Below are 16,761 nucleotides of genomic sequence, written 5' to 3' on the forward strand. Positions count from 1 at the left end.
TTACGGCCCGGTCTTCAAATACTTTGTCGAGCAGGTCTTGAACGCCGAGTATCTCGACATGGGAGAGCCGACGCGCCGCACGCTCGAGATCGGCAGCCAGCACAGCAACGACTACGTCTGCGCGCCGTTCAAGCACATCATGGGCGCCTACATCGAGGCGCTCGATGCCGGCGCGGACGTGCTCATGCAGTTCACGGGCCCGTGCCGTCTGGGGTACTACGGCGAGCTGCAGGAGTCCATCCTGCGCGACATGGGCTACGACTTCGAGATGCTGAACTTCGCCAACGTGCCGAGCGGCTCGATGAAGGAGTACGCGGCGTACTGCAAGCGCGTGGTCAATCCGCACCTGTCCATCCCCGCGGGCGTGGCAAACCTGCTCGCGTGCCTGCACATGGTCGAGCGCATGGACAGCTACAACGACGCCTACCTGGCCCGCGCCGGCTTCGAAGTCGAGCACGGTAGCTTCGCGGCCGCCCAGAAGCGCTTTTTCCAAGACATGCGCGACGCTACGTGCGCGGCGGACATCGACGAGGCCTACCGTCGCGGCATGGCGGAGCTCGGCGGCATCGCCATCGACAAGCCGGCGGACCCCGTGCGCGTCGGCATCGTGGGCGAGTATTTCACCGCCCAGGACGCTCCGAGCAACCTGCACCTGGAGGACAAGTTGCTCGCCATGCACGTCGAGCTCGCCCGCGCGCTCAACATGACGAGCAGGCACCTGCACTACAACGAGCCCAACCTGCGGCGCAGCATCTCCGAGTACGTCGCCTACGACATGGGGCCCACGAGCACGCTCACCATCGCCGCGGCCAAGCGCTACATGGAGCAGGGGTTCGATGGCATCGTGCACCTCAAGTCCTCGGGCTGCACGCCCGAGATCGACGTCATGCCCGTGCTGCAGCGCCTCTCGCGCGACTATCACGTGCCCGTGCTGTTCCTCTCCTACGATTCGCAGACAAGCGATACGGGTCTGGACACGCGTCTCGAGGCCTTCTACGACATGATCGCCATGCGCAAGGCCCGCTGATCGCAGCCTGCCCCGCGTTCCGAGCGCGACGGCGCCGCCCGATCGCGACGAAAGGAAGAACCATGATCGAAGCCTATCTGGGAGTCGACACCGGCTCCATTTCCACCAAGGGCGTCATCATCGACGCCGACAAGAACATCATCGCCCGCTCCTACCTGTGGACCGAGGGTGATCCCACCGATGCCGCCCGGCGCGTGGTCGACGAGCTCGCTTCGCAGATCGACACCTCCGAGGTCCAGGTCGTGTCCGTGGGGACGACCGGGTCGGCCCGGCGCCTGGTGGGCGCCATGCTCGACGCGCAGGTGATCAAAAACGAGATCACCGCGCATGCGGTGGGCACCACCTTCCTGCATCCCGACGTCCGCACCATCCTGGAGATCGGCGGCCAGGACTCCAAGATCATCTGCGTCGAGGGCGGCATCGCCGTCGACTACGCCATGAACACGCTGTGCGCCGCGGGCACGGGCTCGTTTCTGTCCAGCCAGGCGCATCGTCTGGGCGTCGAGGTCGAGGAGTTCGGCGCCATCGCCCTGTCGAGCAAGAAGCCCGCGAACATCGCCGCGCGCTGCACGGTCTTCGCCGAAAGCGACCTCGTGCACAAGCTGCAGGTCGGCTATTCCAAAGAGGACATCATCGCCGGACTGTGCCGCGCCGTGGCGACCAACTATCTCAACAACGTGGGCAAGGGCAAAAAGATCGTCGCGCCGGTGGTGTTCCAGGGCGGCGTATCCAAGAACATCGGCGTGGTGCGCGCCTTCGAGGACGCGCTCGGCATGGAGGTCCTCGCTGACCCCGACGGCCATCTCATGGGCGCGTTCGGCGCCGCGCTGCTTGCGGCAGACGTGCCGACCTCGCAGCGCCGCCCCTTCGCCTTCGATGTCGACGACTTCGAGTTCCGCACGCGCGAGGTCGTCTGCAGCCGCTGCGCCAACCACTGCGAAATCATCTGCGTCTACAAAGATGACGACCTGATCGACTCGTGGGGCAATCGCTGCGACCGCGGAGCGATTCGAGTGGGTAAATAACCCCAGGGAAACACTGATTACCTGCTTTCGCGGAGGAGCCATGGAGATCAACGAGTATCTGCTCGCCTTTGCCACGAACCCCCTGGTCCAGCAAATCTTCTGGACCGTCGTACTCGGAGCGGCGACCATCATCGTCGCGCGCATCGCCGCGCGGGCGCTGCGCCATCTGCTCAACATGGACAGCAACCCGCTGCCCTCGTCGAGCATCATCGTCAACATCGTGCGCGCCGTGATCTGGATCGTCGGGGCGAGCATCATCATCGACGGGGTTTACGGATACAGCACCAACGCCATCTTCACCGCCCTCGGCGTCGGCGGTATCGCCGTGTCGCTCGGCTTCCAGGACACGCTGTCGAATTTGATCGGCGGTCTCCAGATGACGTTCATGGGCATCATCAAGCCGGGCGACAACATCGAAATCGGCACCGAGAAGGGCGTGGTGCAGGACATCTCCTGGCGCCACACCACGATCAAGGACCCGATGGGGCAGACCGTGATCGTGCCCAACTCGGTGATATCCAAGACCGCACTTGTTCACCTGCTGCCGGCCAACCGCGTGTCCGTGCCGTTCGCCGTGCCCCGCTACAAGGACGACGCCCACGAGGACCTCTCGATGGACGCAATCGCCGACAGGCTCATCGCGATGGCGCGCGAGGCGGCGGGCGGCATCTCGCCGGTCACCGACGGGCCTAAGGTCTTCTTCTCCGAGATCACCGAACTCGGCATCAAGGGGACGATCGTTCTGCAGGTCGAGGATCCGGGCAAGGTGTCGCTCGCGGCGGACGCCATCGTGCGCGCCATCGCCAGCGACATGGCATAGCCCGCCGCCTCAGGGGTGTGTACGGCTGGCAGATTCGGCCCCGGCCCGGCTGACCGGGCCCGCGATCGCGCGGTTACCGGCGGCACCCTCCGAACAGGTTGCGCGTGATCTGTCTTGTCGCCTCACGGCCGAACGTGCCCAAGATCTGCTTCGCGAGCTTGCCGATGCCCTTGATCATCCGCTCCTGCTGCTTCTCGCGAGCCCGCTCGGCACGCTCCGCCTCGCGCTCGGCCTCTCGCGCAGCCTTGGCGGCGGCGCGCTCCGCCTCTTTGGCCTTCTTCGCCTCGAACGCGGCCTTCTCCTTCTCAAGCGCCTCGCGCTCCGCCGCGAGCCTGTCGGCTTCCGCCTCGTCGCGCGCGGCCTCTTCAAGCTGCTCGAACGCGCTCTCGCGATCGAGCGCCGTGCCGTACTTGGCCATCAGGTCGCCTTGGCCTGCACATGCCTCACGAAGCGCCTCGTCGGAGGCCGCCGCCATCAGACATTGCGGCGGCAGAATCTTGGCGCGCTCCACGATCTCGGGCTGGCCTTCCGCGTTCAAAAACGACACCAGCGCCTCGCCCGTACCGAGCTCGAGGATCGCATCTTCGCTCTTGAACGCGGGGTTTGCGCGAAACGAGCTCGCCGCGGCGCGAACCGCCTTCTGCTCGGCGGGCGTGTAGGCGCGCAGGCCGTGCTGGATGCGGTTTGACAGCTGGGCGAGCACCTCATCCGGAATGTCGGAAGGGCTCTGCGTGATGAAGTACACGCCGACGCCCTTGGAGCGGATGAGCTTGACGACCTGCACGATCTTGTCGAGCAGCTCGCTCGGCATGTCGTTGAACAGCAGGTGGGCCTCGTCGAAGAAGAACACGAATTTCGGCTTGTCCAAATCACCGGCCTCCGGAAGCGTGTCGAACAGCTCGGAGAGCATCCACAGCAGAAACATCGCATAGATCTTGGGGCTCTGGATGAGCTTGGCCGCGTTCAGGATGTTGACATACCCCTCGCCGTTGGGCGCGCAGGCGAACCAGTCCGCCAAATCGAGCGCAGGCTCGCCGAAGAACACGTCGCCGCCCTGGTCCTCGATGGAGATGAGCGAGCGAAGTATGGCGTCGACCGACTGAGACGACACCTTGCCGTATGTCGACTCGTACTCCCTGGCGTGCTCGGCGGCGTAGTTGAGCATGGAGCGCAGGTCTTTGAGATCGATCAGGAGCAGCTGCTTGTCATCGGCGATGCGGAACACGATGTCCAGCACGCCCTCCTGCACCTCGGTGAGCTCAAGCAGGCGCGCAAGCATGGTGGGACCCATGTCGGACACCGTGATACGAACCGGAATCCCCTGTTCGCCGAGCATATCCCACAGTCGGACCGGACAGCCCGCATTGCTCCAGCCCTCGATTCCGAAGCGAGCGATGCGCTCCTGCATGTCCTCGGAGTCCTTTCCCGCCTCGCACACGCCGGTTATGTCGCCCTTGACGTCGGCCATAAACACGGGGACTCCGGCCCGCGCAAAGCCCTCCGCCATGACCTTGAGCGTCACCGTCTTGCCCGTTCCCGACGCGCCGGAAATCAAGCCATGGCGATTCGCCTGGTTCAGAAGCAGACTGACGTGCTTGTTGTCGGGCTCGGTACCTACGCCCATCCAGATTGCGTTCTCTTGCAGCATCGGCAGCTCCTCACTCGGCAGAATCGGACGGACCTTCGGCCTCCACCCTTAGGTTGCTCCATCCACAATAACAAGCCGTCGGCGCACCTCGTTGCCAATACCGAGGAGGTCAAATAGCGGTTTAGGCCGCGTTCCGCGGCGCAGCGTTTTGCGGGGGCGAGAGTCGATCAGCTCGCCCCCTTCGCCTCGGAGAGGCGGGTGCTGATGACACAAAATGGGCAATTTGGCACGCTAAGAGCCTTTGCTGACCCCCTTTAGCGTGTCAAACTGCCCGGTTTGTGTCATCGGCACCTCTTCACCCCTCTGGGAAACAATGTGCGGCGCACGATGGCCTTATTCTTTCGGAGCGGAACTGTCCGTACCCGCGCGATGCTTCATAATGCCGGCCTTGACGGCTGCGACATCTTTTCTGCTCACCATCATCCGGCGGCCTCGATTCGCGATGGCGTGCATAGGCGCGTCGACGTTGATGCCAAGCAGCATATTCGCGATCCAAAGGAAGAACAGCAGCACGAGGACGGGGATGACGCACGATGTGACCAACATGACCGCGACGCCCTCGATCAACCGGTTGACCTGGGCGAGCAGGTCCTCGCCGATGCTGCTCGCCGCGTCGACGACGGTTTCGGGCAGGCTCAGGATAAAGTCGATGGGGTTGTCGGCGCCCTCTTCGGCATCCGTTTCCTCCTGAGGCTCCTCCTCGATGGTGTAGGAGATCTCATAGGTCCTATCGATCATATCGGTCACGGCGACGCCCGCGGGAACCGTCGCCACGAGCACCGCGCCGAGGACGACCAGCTTTGCCGCCAGGCGCGCGAGCACGGTTGAAGCCCCCGACCGGCGATACAGCAGAATCGCCCCGATGAGGAACAGCAGCGCTAACGGGATGAGAACGCCGAACGTAGCGAACCCGAAGATAGTCAGCAGGTACTTCTCCAGATAGAGCACGCCCAAGATCAGCATGAGGTTCGAGCTCAGATCCATGAGCTTTTCGGCGATGGGCGTGCCGACGTCGTCGGGCACCGCCGTGATGGCGACCGAAGCGGCTGTCGACGCGGTGACCATGCCGAGCACGTTGGCCTTCTTCTCGTCAAGCGTCGCGATGGTCGACGCGAAGGTATCGGGTGACGAGAAGATCTCGCGCAGGGGAACGGCCGACACGATGCCGGCCACGATAAGCAGCGCGATCACGAAGAACTTGAACCGCATGATGGTGTCCATGGGACCAGCGGCAGCTTCGACGCCAAGTTCGCCCTCGCGCGTCACGATGACCGCGTCCTCAGGGATCTCGATAACCTGCAAATCATCTCGCTGCATAGCGCTCACCTCGTCGACGGTCGCACAAGTCCGGCTGCTGCCCTCCATCTTACCGGCACTGAAGCGCTCGCATCCCGATGAATCGAATCGTTTAGGCGAGGCCGCAAACGGCGGGGTGGGCTTAGCGCAAAAGCAGATGATCGAGGCGGAATCGGCTAGCACCCCCTAGGCCCCGCTCATTCATGAACGAGCGGGGCCGTTTTCGGCGTTTGCCCAGGATTCCATTGTTTGACACCCGTACTTTTTCATGAACGAACGGATCTCACGGCGACAGTGCGGCGCACAAAAAGCGCCCAGAGAGGACCCCGGGCGCACATCAGCCGATGAACCGGCGCTTCTTCAGCCCTGCAACATTGCCTGCAGGTCGTTCTCGGGCGTGGTGATGGCCGAAATGCCGTAGGTTTCCACCAGATAACGAAGCACGTTATCGGACACGAACGCCGGCAGCGTGGGCCCGAGGCGGATATCGCGGATACCCAGGTACAGCAGGGTCAGCAGCACACACACCGCCTTCTGCTCGTACCACGACAGCACGATGGATAGCGGCAGCTCGTTCACACCGCAGCCGAACGCCTCCGCCAGCGCCAAGGCCACCTGCACCGCGCTGAACGCATCGTTGCACTGCCCCATATCCATAAGGCGCGGCAGACCGGCGACCGTCCCAAGATCAAGGTCGTTGAAGCGGTACTTTCCGCACGCCAGGGTAAGCACGACGCTGTCGGCCGGCGTCTGCTTGACGAGCTCCGTGAAGTAATTGCGCCCCGGTCGCGCACCGTCACAGCCTCCGACCAAGAAGAAGTGGCCGATCTTGCCCTCGCGCACCGCATCGACCACCTGATCTGCCACGGAGAGCACGGCGTCGCGCGCAAAGCCCGTCGTCACCTTGGTGCCGCCGTTGATGCCCGTGAACTGGCGGTCTTCGGGATACCCGCCCAACTCGAGCGCCATCTCGATCAGCGGCGAAAAATCCCGCTCCCGATCGATGTGCACAAGCCCCGGATAGTCGACGACACCGGTGGTGAACACGCGGTCCCGGTAGCTCGCGCGCGGCGGCATCAGGCAGTTGGTCGTGAACAGCACCGGTGCGGGAATGCCTGCGAACTCCTTTTGCTGGTTTTGCCACGCCGTGCCGAAGTTGCCTTTGAGATGGGAGAACTTTTTGAGTTCGGGATAGCCGTGCGCCGGCAGCATCTCGCCGTGCGTATAGATGTTGATGCCGAGGCCCTCGGTCTGCTCAAGAAGGCACCGCAGGTCGTACAGGTCGTGACCGGACACGACGATAAACGGCCCCTTCTCGACCAGCAGCGGAACCTCGGTGGGAACAGGGGATCCGTACGTGGCGGTGTTCGCGAGATCGAGCATCTCCATGCAGAGGTAGTTCTTCTCGCCCACCTCGAGCATGACCGCGAGCAGCTCATCCGGTGTCGCCGCATCGTCGCCCACCGCGCGCAACGCCTTCATGAAGAACGCGTTCACCTCGTCTTTTGCATAGCCCAGCGCAAGCGCGTGATAGGCATACGCCGCCATGCCGCGGATACCGAACAGGATCAGGGACTTCAACGAGCGTATATCCTCGTCTGCATGCCACACGCGGTTCATGTCGTAATCCGACACCACAAAGGGAACACCCTCCGCGCATCGCGCCGATGCCGCCTCCGCCTGCTCGACATGGACGCGGTCGATGAGCTTCTGGAGCGCATCCCCGTCGAAGTTGACATTGGTGACGGTCGCGAACAGCCCCTCGATCACCAGATGCCACGCGCTCTCGGATACTCCTTCCGCCTCATCGCTCAGGCGCGCCAGCTCGATGAGCGCGCCCGTCAGCTCGTCCTGAAGATGAGCGACGTCGGCCGGCTTGCCGCATACGCCCGCCCTTCCCGTACAACCGCTGCAACCTGCCGTCTGCTCGCACTGGAAGCAGAACATCATGGGTTCGAATGCCATGCCAGAGCCCTCCTTGCTCTCGGGGGTCACCGTATCCGACCCCGCGCTTGCCCAGTTATACCGGGAGGGCTACGATAAGTATGTTGTCGCAACAACGAAATGGAACTCCGCATGAAGCACATCGCTCCCACACATGCCATGTTGTTCGAGGGCATCGATCCTTTGGACGCAGAGCGCATGCTCCCCTGCTTCGATGCCCATGAGCGCGCCTACGACAAGGGCGAAACGATCATGCACGCTGGAGGCATCACGCACAGCCTCGGCATCGTGCTGGACGGCAGCGTCAACATCGTCGCGAATCATATCTGGGGCGCGCGCGACATCTTCGTGCATGCGGAGGCGGGGCAGATGTTCGGCGAGGCGTACGCCGTCAGCGCGTCGAAGCTGCTCGTCGATGCCGTCGCAGCGGAACCGAGTCGCGTCTTGCTGCTCAACGCCGAGAAATTGCTGCACGTGTGCGGACAGTCCTGCCCCTATCACCACCGCATCATCCAAAACCTTGTGCGCATCGCCGCCCTGAAGAACATCGCGCTGTCGCGCCGCATCATGCACACGGCGCCCAAAACCATTCGCGAGCGCGTGCTATCCTACCTAGCGGAGCAGGCGCTCGAGCACGAAAGCCGCAGCTTTGCCATCCCCTTCTCGCGCGAGCAGATGGCCGGCTACCTCGGCGTCGACCGCAGCGCGCTGTCCGCCGAGCTCTCGAAGATGCAGCGTGACGGGCTCATCCGGTTCAAAAAGAACCACTTCGAACTGCTTGCATGATCGGTGGTACTTGCTGGGGCAGGCCACGCGAGATCGCAGGAGGTGACGATATGTTGCCGTCCCTGCGCGCTGAAACCGGGTATTATGCCGGAAATCCCGGCATAATACCCGCAGATTAATATTTAAGAATGGTTTTGCTTAGCTTGATTATATTGCTCAAAAAGAAAAGGGACTTTTGGGTACTTGTTCTGGGAACCGTCGGGAAGACCTATCGAACAGCAGCATATCATTATGCTTATAGTATGTTTTACTTGCTCTCAAATAGGCTCTACTCGCGCAATCCCGAAACATGTACCCAAAAGTCCCTTTTTCGTAGCGGGCAGTGCGCAAAGAGCCCCGCGGCACGCGCCGCGGGGCTCTCACTCGGGTCCAACACCCAAAATCTGCCAAGCAGCCGGTCGATTCTGCGGCCCGCAACGGCCGCGAACAACCCTACAGGCGCGCGACGACGGCATCTCCCATGGCGGCGGTGCCCAGCACGTTCTCCTCGGGCGTACCGGCATCAGCGATATCGCGCGTGCGCAGGCCATCATCGAGAACCGCGCCCACCGCGGCGCGAATGGCGTCGGCGGCCTCCCCCATGTCGAAGCTGTAGCACAGCATCATCTCAACGGACAGAATCTGGGCAAGCGGGTTCGCGACGCCCTTGCCCGCGATATCCGGCGCGCTGCCGTGGCTCGGCTCGTACAGGGCCACGCCGTCGCCCAGGCTCGCGGAGGCGAGCATGCCGAGCGACCCGGTGATCTGTGCCGCCTCGTCAGACAGGATGTCGCCGAACATGTTCTCGGTCACCACGACGTCGAAGTCCGCAGGGCGGTTGATGAGCTGCATCGCGGCGTTGTCCACCAGCACGTCCTCGAGCTCCACGTCGGCGTAGTCCTCGTCGTGGATGCGATGCACGATCTCGCGCCACATGCGGCTCGTCTCCAGCACGTTCGCCTTGTCCACGCTCGCCACCTTGCCGCGACGCTTGCGCGCCGCCTCAAAGGCCTGGCGGGCGATGCGCTCGATCTCGTACTCGCGATACTCGAGCGTGTCGTACGCGCGCTGGCCCGGCTTTCCGTCCGCACCCGAACCCTCTTCGTCATAGAAGCGCTCGCGACGCCCAAAGTACAGGCCGCCGGTGAGCTCGCGCACGATCATCATGTCCACACCATCGATGACCTCGGGTTTCAGCGTGGAGGCACCCGAAAGCGCCGAGAAGATCTGCACGGGGCGCAGGTTGGTGTACAGCCCCAGCTCCTTGCGGATCTTGAGCAGACCTTGCTCGGGACGCGGCGCGGTGGGATCGGTCGTGTCCCATTTGGGACCTCCCACAGCGGCAAGCAGCACGGCGTCGGAGGCGCGCGCGGCATCAAGCGTCTCGTCGGGCAGCGCGGTGCCGCATGCGTCGATCGCCGCGCCACCGATCAGGGCGTCCTCGCAGACAAACTCGACGCCGAACCTCTGACCCACGGCCGCAAGCACCTTCTTGCCCTCGGCCATGATCTCCGGCCCGATGCAGTCACCGGGCAGGCAGCAAATCTTGTAGCTCTTCTTCACGTTGCAGCTCCAATCAAGCGAGCTCGGGCCCGCGGAAAACGGATTGTCCATGAGCAAAAACGACCCCGTCCCAAAACGTACCGGATGGCATTACTGCGCGGCCAGCTTGGCGCGCGTGCGGTTGACCAGGCCGCCTGCCTCGATGATCTCGGCGATAAACGGCGGGAACGGCTCGGACGCAAACGCCTCCCCGGTATCGATGTTGGTGATGGTTCCGGTGTCGGTGTCGACCGAGACCCGCACGCCGTCGGCGATCGCGTCGACCGCCTCGGGGCACTCCAGAATCGGCAGCCCGATGTTGATGGCGTTGCGGTAGAAGATGCGCGCGAAGCTCTTTGCGATGACGCACGACACGCCCGCGGCCTTGATGGCAACCGGCGCATGCTCGCGGGAAGAGCCGCAGCCGAAGTTCTCCTCGGCCACGATGATGTCACCGGGCTTCATGCGCTCGACGAACGTGGGGTCGAGATCCTCCAGGCAGTGCGACGCCAGGTACGCATGGTCGGAGGAGTTGAGGTAGCGGGCAGGGATGATGACATCGGTGTCGATATCGCGTCCATAGCGGAACGCGGTGCCTTCAAAATGCATGAGCGGTCCTTTCGTACTCACGATCTGGGCGGGACGGGGCCCGTATGAAACAAGATGGCCCCGTCCCAAAAGGAATCATTACAGGTCGGATGGCGCGGCGATATGGCCGGCGACCGCGCTTGCAGCGGCGACCGCGGGACTTGCCAGATAAACCTCCGAGGTGGGATCGCCCATGCGGCCGACGAAGTTGCGGTTGGTGGTGGACACGCAGCGCTCGCCGGCGGCGAGGATGCCCATATAGCCGCCCAGGCAGGGACCGCACGTGGGGGTGGAGAACACGCAGCCGGCATCGATGAAGACATCGGCCAGACCCTCCGCCATGCACTTCTTGAAGACCGCCTGCGTCGCGGGGATCACGATGCAGCGGACGTTCGGGTTGACGGTGCGCCCGCGCAGTACCTCTGCGGCCGCGCGCATATCCTCGATACGGCCGTTCGTGCAGCTTCCGATGACGGCCTGATCGATGGCGATATGGGTGCTCTCGCTCACCGGATGGGTGTTGCCCGGCAGATGCGGCCACGCGACGCACGGCTTGATGTCGGCCGCGTCGATATGGATGACCTGCGCGTACTCCGCATCCGGATCGGCGTGGTACTCCACGTACGGACGCTGGCAGCGCCCCTCGAGCCATGCGCGCGCCACGTCGTCGACCTCCATGATGCCCGCCTTGCCGCCGGCCTCGATCGCCATGTTCGAGATGGTCATGCGGCCCTCCATCGACATGCTGCGGATGGCCGACCCGGTGAACTCCATGGCCTGGTACAGAGCGCCGTCGACGCCGATCATGCCGATGATGTGCAGAATGACATCCTTGGGCGTCGCGCCGTCGACAAGCTCGCCTTCGATCTCGAACTTGATGGTCGGCGGGACCTTGAACCAGCACCGTCCGGTCGCCAGGCCCACGCCCGCATCGGTGGAGCCCACGCCGGTGGAAAACGCACCGAGCGCGCCGTAGGTACAGGTGTGCGAGTCGGCGCCGATGATCAGGTCGCCCGGCACGACGGTGCCCGTCTCGGGAAGCAGCGCGTGCTCGATGCCCGCGCAGCCCTGCTCCCAATAGTGCGCCACCTTCTGCTCATGGGCAAAGTCGCGCATCTTCTTGGTCTGCTCGGCGCTCTTGATGTCCTTGTTGGGCGCGTAATGGTCGGGCACGAGGCACACGCGGTCGCGGTCGAACACCTCGGTCGCGCCGAGCTCGCGGAACACGTCGATGGCGATGGGCGCCGTGATGTCGTTGGCCAGCACGATGTCGACATCGCACTCGACGAGCTGGCCGGGACGGACCTCATCGAGTCCGGCATGGGCCGCAAGGATCTTCTCGGCCACGGTCATAGGTCTTGGCATTGGTTGCATCCCTTTCTGTGATCTGACGTTGCGTGTCGCCTGCCGTTAGGCGGCGCTGGCTTCTGCCTCGCGCTGATCGGAGATCAGGCGGTTCAGGGCGTTGATGTAGGCCTTCGTGGAGGACACGATGATGTCGTTATCGCTGCCGCGGCCGATGTAGACCTCGCCGTTGGCGGCGGTCACGCGCACCGTGACCTCGCCCAGCGCATCGATGCCGCGGGTGATGGACTTGATGGAGAACTCGGACAGGTCGTTGTCCACGGCCACGATCTGGTCGACCGCCTTGTAGACGGCGTCGACCGGACCGGTTCCGTAGGCGGCGACGGTATGCTCGGTGCCCTCTTCGTCGACCAGCGTCAGCGTCGCCGTCGGCGTCAGCGGGAAGCCGCAGGACACCTGCACGGCGCCCAGCGTCCAGATCGCGGCGCTCACGCGCTCGCGCTCGTGGACGATAGACTCCAGGTCCTCGTCGTACACTTCCTTCTTCTTGTCGGCGACCTCGAGGAATGCCTGGTAGATACCCTCGAACTCTTCGTCGGTAAACGTATAGCCCAGCTCTGCCATGCGATGGCGCAGCGCCGCGTGGCCGGAGCGCGCGGACAGGATGATCTGCGAGCCGGCGGCGCCGACGTCGGCGGGGTCGATGATCTCGTAGGTGTCGCGCGCCTTGAGGACGCCGTCCTGATGGATGCCCGAGGAATGGGCGAACGCGTTGGCGCCGACGATCGCCTTGTTGGGCTGAACCATGATGCCCGTGATGGAGCTCACGAGCTTGCTCGCATGGGTGAGCTCCTGCGTGACGATGTCGGTGTGGGCGTCGAGTTCGGCACCGTGCATGCGGATGGCCATGACGACCTCTTCGAGCGAGGTGTTGCCCGCGCGCTCGCCCAGGCCGTTGATGGTGCACTCGATCTGCGTGGCGCCGTTGCGCACGCTTTCGAGCGCCAGGGCGGTCGCCATACCAAGATCGTTATGGGTATGGACGGAGATAGTGACGTCTTCGATACCGTCCACGCGCTCGCGCAGGTCGCGAATGCGCGCGCCGAACTCCCACGGCATATTGTAGCCCGTGGTATCGGGGATGTTCACGACCGTGGCACCCGCCTTGACGGCCGCCTCGATGATGCGCACGAGGAAGTCCTGATCCGCACGACCGGCATCCTCGGCGTAGAACTCGACATCGTCCACGAAGTTGCGCGCATGCTTGACCGCATGGACGGCGCGCTCGATGGCCTCTTCCTCCGTGAGGCGCAGCTTGTCGCGCAGATGGGAGGGCGACACGCCCAAGCCGGTATGGATGCGCGGACGCTTGGCGGTCTTGAGCGCCTCGGCTGCGACCTCGATATCCTTGTCGACCGCGCGCGTCAGGCCGCACACCGTGCACTTGTCGCCCGCGATGCGGCCGATCTCGGCCACGCTCTTGAAGTCACCGGGGCTCGAGATGGGGAAGCCTGCCTCGATGACATCGACGTTCATGCGAATAAGCTGACGGGCGATGATGAGCTTTTCCTCGGTGTTCATGCTTGCGCCGGGCGACTGCTCTCCGTCGCGCAGCGTCGTGTCGAAGATGGCGATCTTGCGGGTCATGGGTTCCTCCTGTGCTCGTGGTCGTATGCTGTGCCTGCAGGAGGTGGCACCGATTGCGGTTGCGCAAGATACGCAAAAGCACCCCGTCGCGCGTCACGCCCTGCAAGGCGTCGGTCAGATGCGCGATGGGGTGCTTCTGGAAGTGCCGGCTTATGCCATTCGTGCCATACGAAGGACCCTAGCGCGCATCGGCGGCTAGTAGGAGCGCTAGGGATAGGGACTGAGCAGCAGAGGCGCTCGCGCGCGAAGCCATGCTGTACTCCCTTGTTGCCATGCGTTCCGTCCTTTCGTAGGCGAATGTATTGCAGTTTAGCAAACTAAAGCGCTCATGCAAGCTACAATCCCGTAAACGGTCTGCGCGGCGCCTCTGGCAGCCCAGCGCGGGATGCCTAGGCGCGCCGAGGGGGCATCGGCAGGACATCGGCCTTCAGCCGGCCCGATGCCTCCGTCCGAACGATGCCGCCTCGCCCCACTCCCCGATCGCACGATATGATGGTGCCGCACCACCGGAACGAGGAGGCCACCATGATCGACCTGCGCAGCGACACCCTCACCAAACCGACGCCCGAGATGCTCGAGGCGATTCTCGACGCCCCGCTCGGCGACGACGACCGAACCCATGAGCTCGGCCGAGGTGAAGACCCCACGGTCAACGAGCTCGAGGACCTCGCCGCACAGGTCACCGGCAAACAGGCCGCGGTCCTCATGCCGTCGGGCAGCATGGCGAACACCGCAGCCGTGCTCGCCCAGGCAAAACCGGGAAGCACCCTGCTGGTGGATGAGCAGCAGCATCTGCTCATCAGCGAAAAATACCTGTTCGACCCCGACTTCGGACGCATGAAGTTCCAGACCTACCGCCACGACGAGCACGGCCAGCCCGACCTCGCCGACATCGAACGGCATCTCGATGCGGGCGGCATCGACCTCGTCTGCGTCGAGAACTCGCACAACTACGCGGGCGGGGCCGTCGTCTCGCTCAAGCGCCTCGCCGCCATCCACGAGCTCGCAGGGAACCATGGCGTCCCCGTCCACATGGACGGCGCCCGCATGTTCAACGCAACCGTCGCCCTCGGCATCGCCCCCGCCGAGCTGTGCGCATCCGTGGATACCCTTATGTTCTGTCTGTCCAAAGGGCTCTCGGCCCCCGTCGGCTCGATCGTCTGCGGAGACCAGGGCACCATACTGGAGGTGCGCCGCATGCGCAAGGCGCTCGGCGGAGCCATGCGACAGGCCGGCGTCATCGCCGCGCCGGGACTCTACGCACTGCGCCACAACATCGACCGCCTGGCAGAGGACCATGCAAACGCCCGCGCATTCGCCGATGCGATCCTCGGCCTTCCGCATACGCATATCGTGGGCGATGTCGTCACCAACATCGTCGTGATAGACGTGAGCGACCTGGTCGATGATCCGCTGCGCTATTGCGAGCTTGCCGCCCAACGGGGCCTTATCATCCGTCCGGTCATGAAGCGCTACATCCGATTCGTCTTCTACCGCGGCATCACGCGCGACGAGGCCCTCGAAGCAGCCGCCATCGTGCGCGAACTCGAAAACGAGCTCGCGGGCTGACCTGCTCCCGGCAACGCGCGGAGCGGGTCGAGACGAATCGGCCCGCTCCACCCTCTCGGACCCCGCTTATTCATGAATAAGCGGGGTCCTTTTCGACGTTTGCCCAGGATTCAAATTTCTGACACCCCTCTTCATTCATGAATGAAGAGGGGTGTCGTCGTTGGCCGCGCACAGAAAAGCGCCCGAGGGGAGACCTCGGGCGCACATCGGCCAACCAATCAGAGCTTCTAGCTCTCACGGATGATGGTATCGGGGCGCTGCTTGACCTCGGGACGCAGTTCGACGCCGAGTCCCGGCCTCTCGGGCAGACCGACATCACCGCCATCGATCTGGGGAAGCGCATCCGCCAGATCCTGATACCACGTCGCGAGGTTCGCGCGCACCACCTCTTGGAACATGGCCGTCGGTGCATACATGCCCAGATGCAGGCCCGCCCACAGCTGGACGGGGCCGGTGCAATCGTGCGGCGCGATGGGGATGTTGAAGCTCTCCGCCAGCGCGGCGATCTTACGCCCTTCCGTCAAGCCGCCGCACCAGCCCAGGTCGAGCATCGCGTAGTCGACCGCCTGCTCGGCAAGCAACCGGCGGAACACCGGTGCCGAAGACAGCGTCTCGCTGCCGCAGATCGGGGTCCGCGTCCCGGCGCGAAGGTCTCGAAGCTGCTCGACGTCGTCCATCTTGCACAGCGGATCCTCCGCCCAAAAGACGTCCACCTCCTCGAGCGCCTGGCAGATCCTGCGCGCCGCCGGCACGCTCCACAGGCTGTGCAGCTCGCACATGACCTCCATCTGGTTGCCCACCGCGGCGCGAATCTTGCGGAACGGCTCCATGCCCGCCTGCAGATCCTCGTCGGAGATCCACATACCCTGGGTCGCCTTCGCATACGGATCGAACGGCCAGATCTTCATCACGCGATAGCCTTCCGCGAGCAGGCTCTCGGCGAGCTTGCCCGCATCGCGCGTGAAGGCGATTTGATCGTCATAGGGACCGCGCATGCCGTCGGCATCGGTGATGACGCGACGGGCGTTCCCCGAGTCGTAGGCGCTGCTGCTCGCGTTGAACGAGTAGCCCGAGCACGTGTTGTACACCGGAAGCGAGGTCCGAGAGGCGCCGCCCAGGGCCTCGTACACCGGAATGCCGGCGCGTTTGCCGAACAGGTCCCACAGGGCGATATCCACCGCGCTCGCCGCGCGGACCTCTGCGCTGGCGCTATGGAAGCCCACGTAGGGCGTCAGCAGCGTGCGCGAGATAAACTCAATGCGACGGGCATCCTGGCCAATCAGCCAATCGGCCAGCTCGCTGTGCACAACCGCCTCGATCGCCGCGGCGCCGCGCCACGCCTCGCCCAAACCGACAAGCCCGTCGTCGGTCTCGACCTCGACCCATATGCAGTTCGGATACTGCTCTACGCGAATTGTTCGCAATGTGGTAATGATAGCCATGGCCGTTCCTCCGTCGTCCGCGTCTCGAACCGAAGCGCATCATCAGCACTCCCTTTCATCCGTTCTATAGAGAAGCCACGCACTCGTCATCGGTACGAAATACACATTCGATAAACGGCAGCAACAGATATGGCAAAGGGACC

Annotated in this window: 13 protein-coding genes; 5 read left to right on the top strand and 8 right to left on the bottom strand. The window is 63.9% G+C overall.

Annotated features, from left to right (window positions below; translation table 11 throughout):
* Nucleotides 1-37 precede the first annotated feature (37 nt).
* From BN3789_RS02875 to BN3789_RS02885, 3 genes are all read left to right on the top strand, one after another.
* Complete coding sequence (locus tag BN3789_RS02875) at nt 38-1,027, top strand: 2-hydroxyacyl-CoA dehydratase (protein ID WP_202615056.1); 990 nt, start codon at nt 38-40, stop codon at nt 1,025-1,027.
* A gap of 62 nt (nt 1,028-1,089) precedes the next feature.
* Complete coding sequence (locus BN3789_RS02880) at nt 1,090-2,052, top strand: acyl-CoA dehydratase activase (protein ID WP_187119103.1); 963 nt, start codon at nt 1,090-1,092, stop codon at nt 2,050-2,052.
* Between the two features lie 40 nt (nt 2,053-2,092).
* Complete coding sequence (locus BN3789_RS02885) at nt 2,093-2,872, top strand: mechanosensitive ion channel family protein (RefSeq protein WP_066829675.1); 780 nt, start codon at nt 2,093-2,095, stop codon at nt 2,870-2,872.
* Nucleotides 2,873-2,945: 73 nt separating this feature from the next.
* On the opposite strand, the gene BN3789_RS02890 is transcribed toward BN3789_RS02885, so the two are convergent.
* The 3 genes from BN3789_RS02890 to hcp all read right to left on the bottom strand — a co-directional run bounded on the left by BN3789_RS02890 (nt 2,946) and on the right by hcp (nt 7,781).
* The gene (locus tag BN3789_RS02890) at nt 2,946-4,520 is read right to left on the bottom strand and encodes a helicase HerA-like domain-containing protein (RefSeq protein WP_066829678.1); all 1,575 of its coding nucleotides are present in this window, start codon (nt 4,518-4,520) and stop codon (nt 2,946-2,948) included.
* 333 nt (nt 4,521-4,853) lie between these two features.
* Nucleotides 4,854-5,837 carry a hypothetical protein gene (locus tag BN3789_RS02895; RefSeq protein ID WP_066829682.1) on the bottom strand — a complete coding sequence of 328 codons (984 nt, stop codon included), beginning with the start codon at nt 5,835-5,837 and terminating at the stop codon, nt 4,854-4,856.
* Nucleotides 5,838-6,176: 339 nt separating this feature from the next.
* On the bottom strand, nt 6,177-7,781 hold the full coding sequence (gene hcp, locus BN3789_RS02900; RefSeq protein ID WP_229254144.1) for a hydroxylamine reductase: 1,605 nt from the start codon (nt 7,779-7,781) through the stop codon (nt 6,177-6,179).
* A 111-nt stretch (nt 7,782-7,892) separates the two neighbouring features.
* On the opposite strand from hcp, the gene BN3789_RS02905 reads away from it, so the two are divergent.
* Nucleotides 7,893-8,546, top strand: a complete 654-nt coding sequence (locus BN3789_RS02905) for a Crp/Fnr family transcriptional regulator (protein WP_066829684.1) — start codon at nt 7,893-7,895, stop codon at nt 8,544-8,546.
* Nucleotides 8,547-8,978: 432 nt separating this feature from the next.
* On the opposite strand, the gene leuB is transcribed toward BN3789_RS02905, so the two are convergent.
* The 4 genes from leuB to BN3789_RS02925 all read right to left on the bottom strand — a co-directional run bounded on the left by leuB (nt 8,979) and on the right by BN3789_RS02925 (nt 13,607).
* Complete coding sequence (leuB, locus tag BN3789_RS02910) at nt 8,979-10,139, bottom strand: 3-isopropylmalate dehydrogenase (RefSeq protein WP_229254146.1); 1,161 nt, start codon at nt 10,137-10,139, stop codon at nt 8,979-8,981.
* 39 nt (nt 10,140-10,178) lie between these two features.
* Nucleotides 10,179-10,676, bottom strand: coding sequence for a 3-isopropylmalate dehydratase small subunit (locus tag BN3789_RS02915; protein WP_066829689.1), 498 nt, complete (start codon nt 10,674-10,676; stop codon nt 10,179-10,181).
* Between the two features lie 78 nt (nt 10,677-10,754).
* A complete protein-coding gene (gene leuC, locus BN3789_RS02920) occupies nt 10,755-12,020 on the bottom strand; it encodes a 3-isopropylmalate dehydratase large subunit (protein WP_066829691.1) in 1,266 nt (421 codons plus the stop codon).
* Between the two features lie 45 nt (nt 12,021-12,065).
* A complete protein-coding gene (locus BN3789_RS02925; RefSeq protein WP_066829697.1) occupies nt 12,066-13,607 on the bottom strand; it encodes a 2-isopropylmalate synthase in 1,542 nt (513 codons plus the stop codon).
* A gap of 525 nt (nt 13,608-14,132) precedes the next feature.
* On the opposite strand from BN3789_RS02925, the gene BN3789_RS02930 reads away from it, so the two are divergent.
* Nucleotides 14,133-15,176, top strand: a complete 1,044-nt coding sequence (locus BN3789_RS02930) for a threonine aldolase family protein (RefSeq protein ID WP_066829700.1) — start codon at nt 14,133-14,135, stop codon at nt 15,174-15,176.
* Between the two features lie 227 nt (nt 15,177-15,403).
* Here BN3789_RS02930 and BN3789_RS02935 read toward each other — a convergent pair whose 3' ends face one another.
* Nucleotides 15,404-16,618 carry a mandelate racemase/muconate lactonizing enzyme family protein gene (locus BN3789_RS02935; protein WP_066829703.1) on the bottom strand — a complete coding sequence of 405 codons (1,215 nt, stop codon included), beginning with the start codon at nt 16,616-16,618 and terminating at the stop codon, nt 15,404-15,406.
* Nucleotides 16,619-16,761 lie beyond the last annotated feature (143 nt).

It is taken from the genome of Collinsella ihumii, from assembly GCF_900046475.1.
Classification (GTDB): domain Bacteria; phylum Actinomycetota; class Coriobacteriia; order Coriobacteriales; family Coriobacteriaceae; genus Collinsella; species Collinsella ihumii.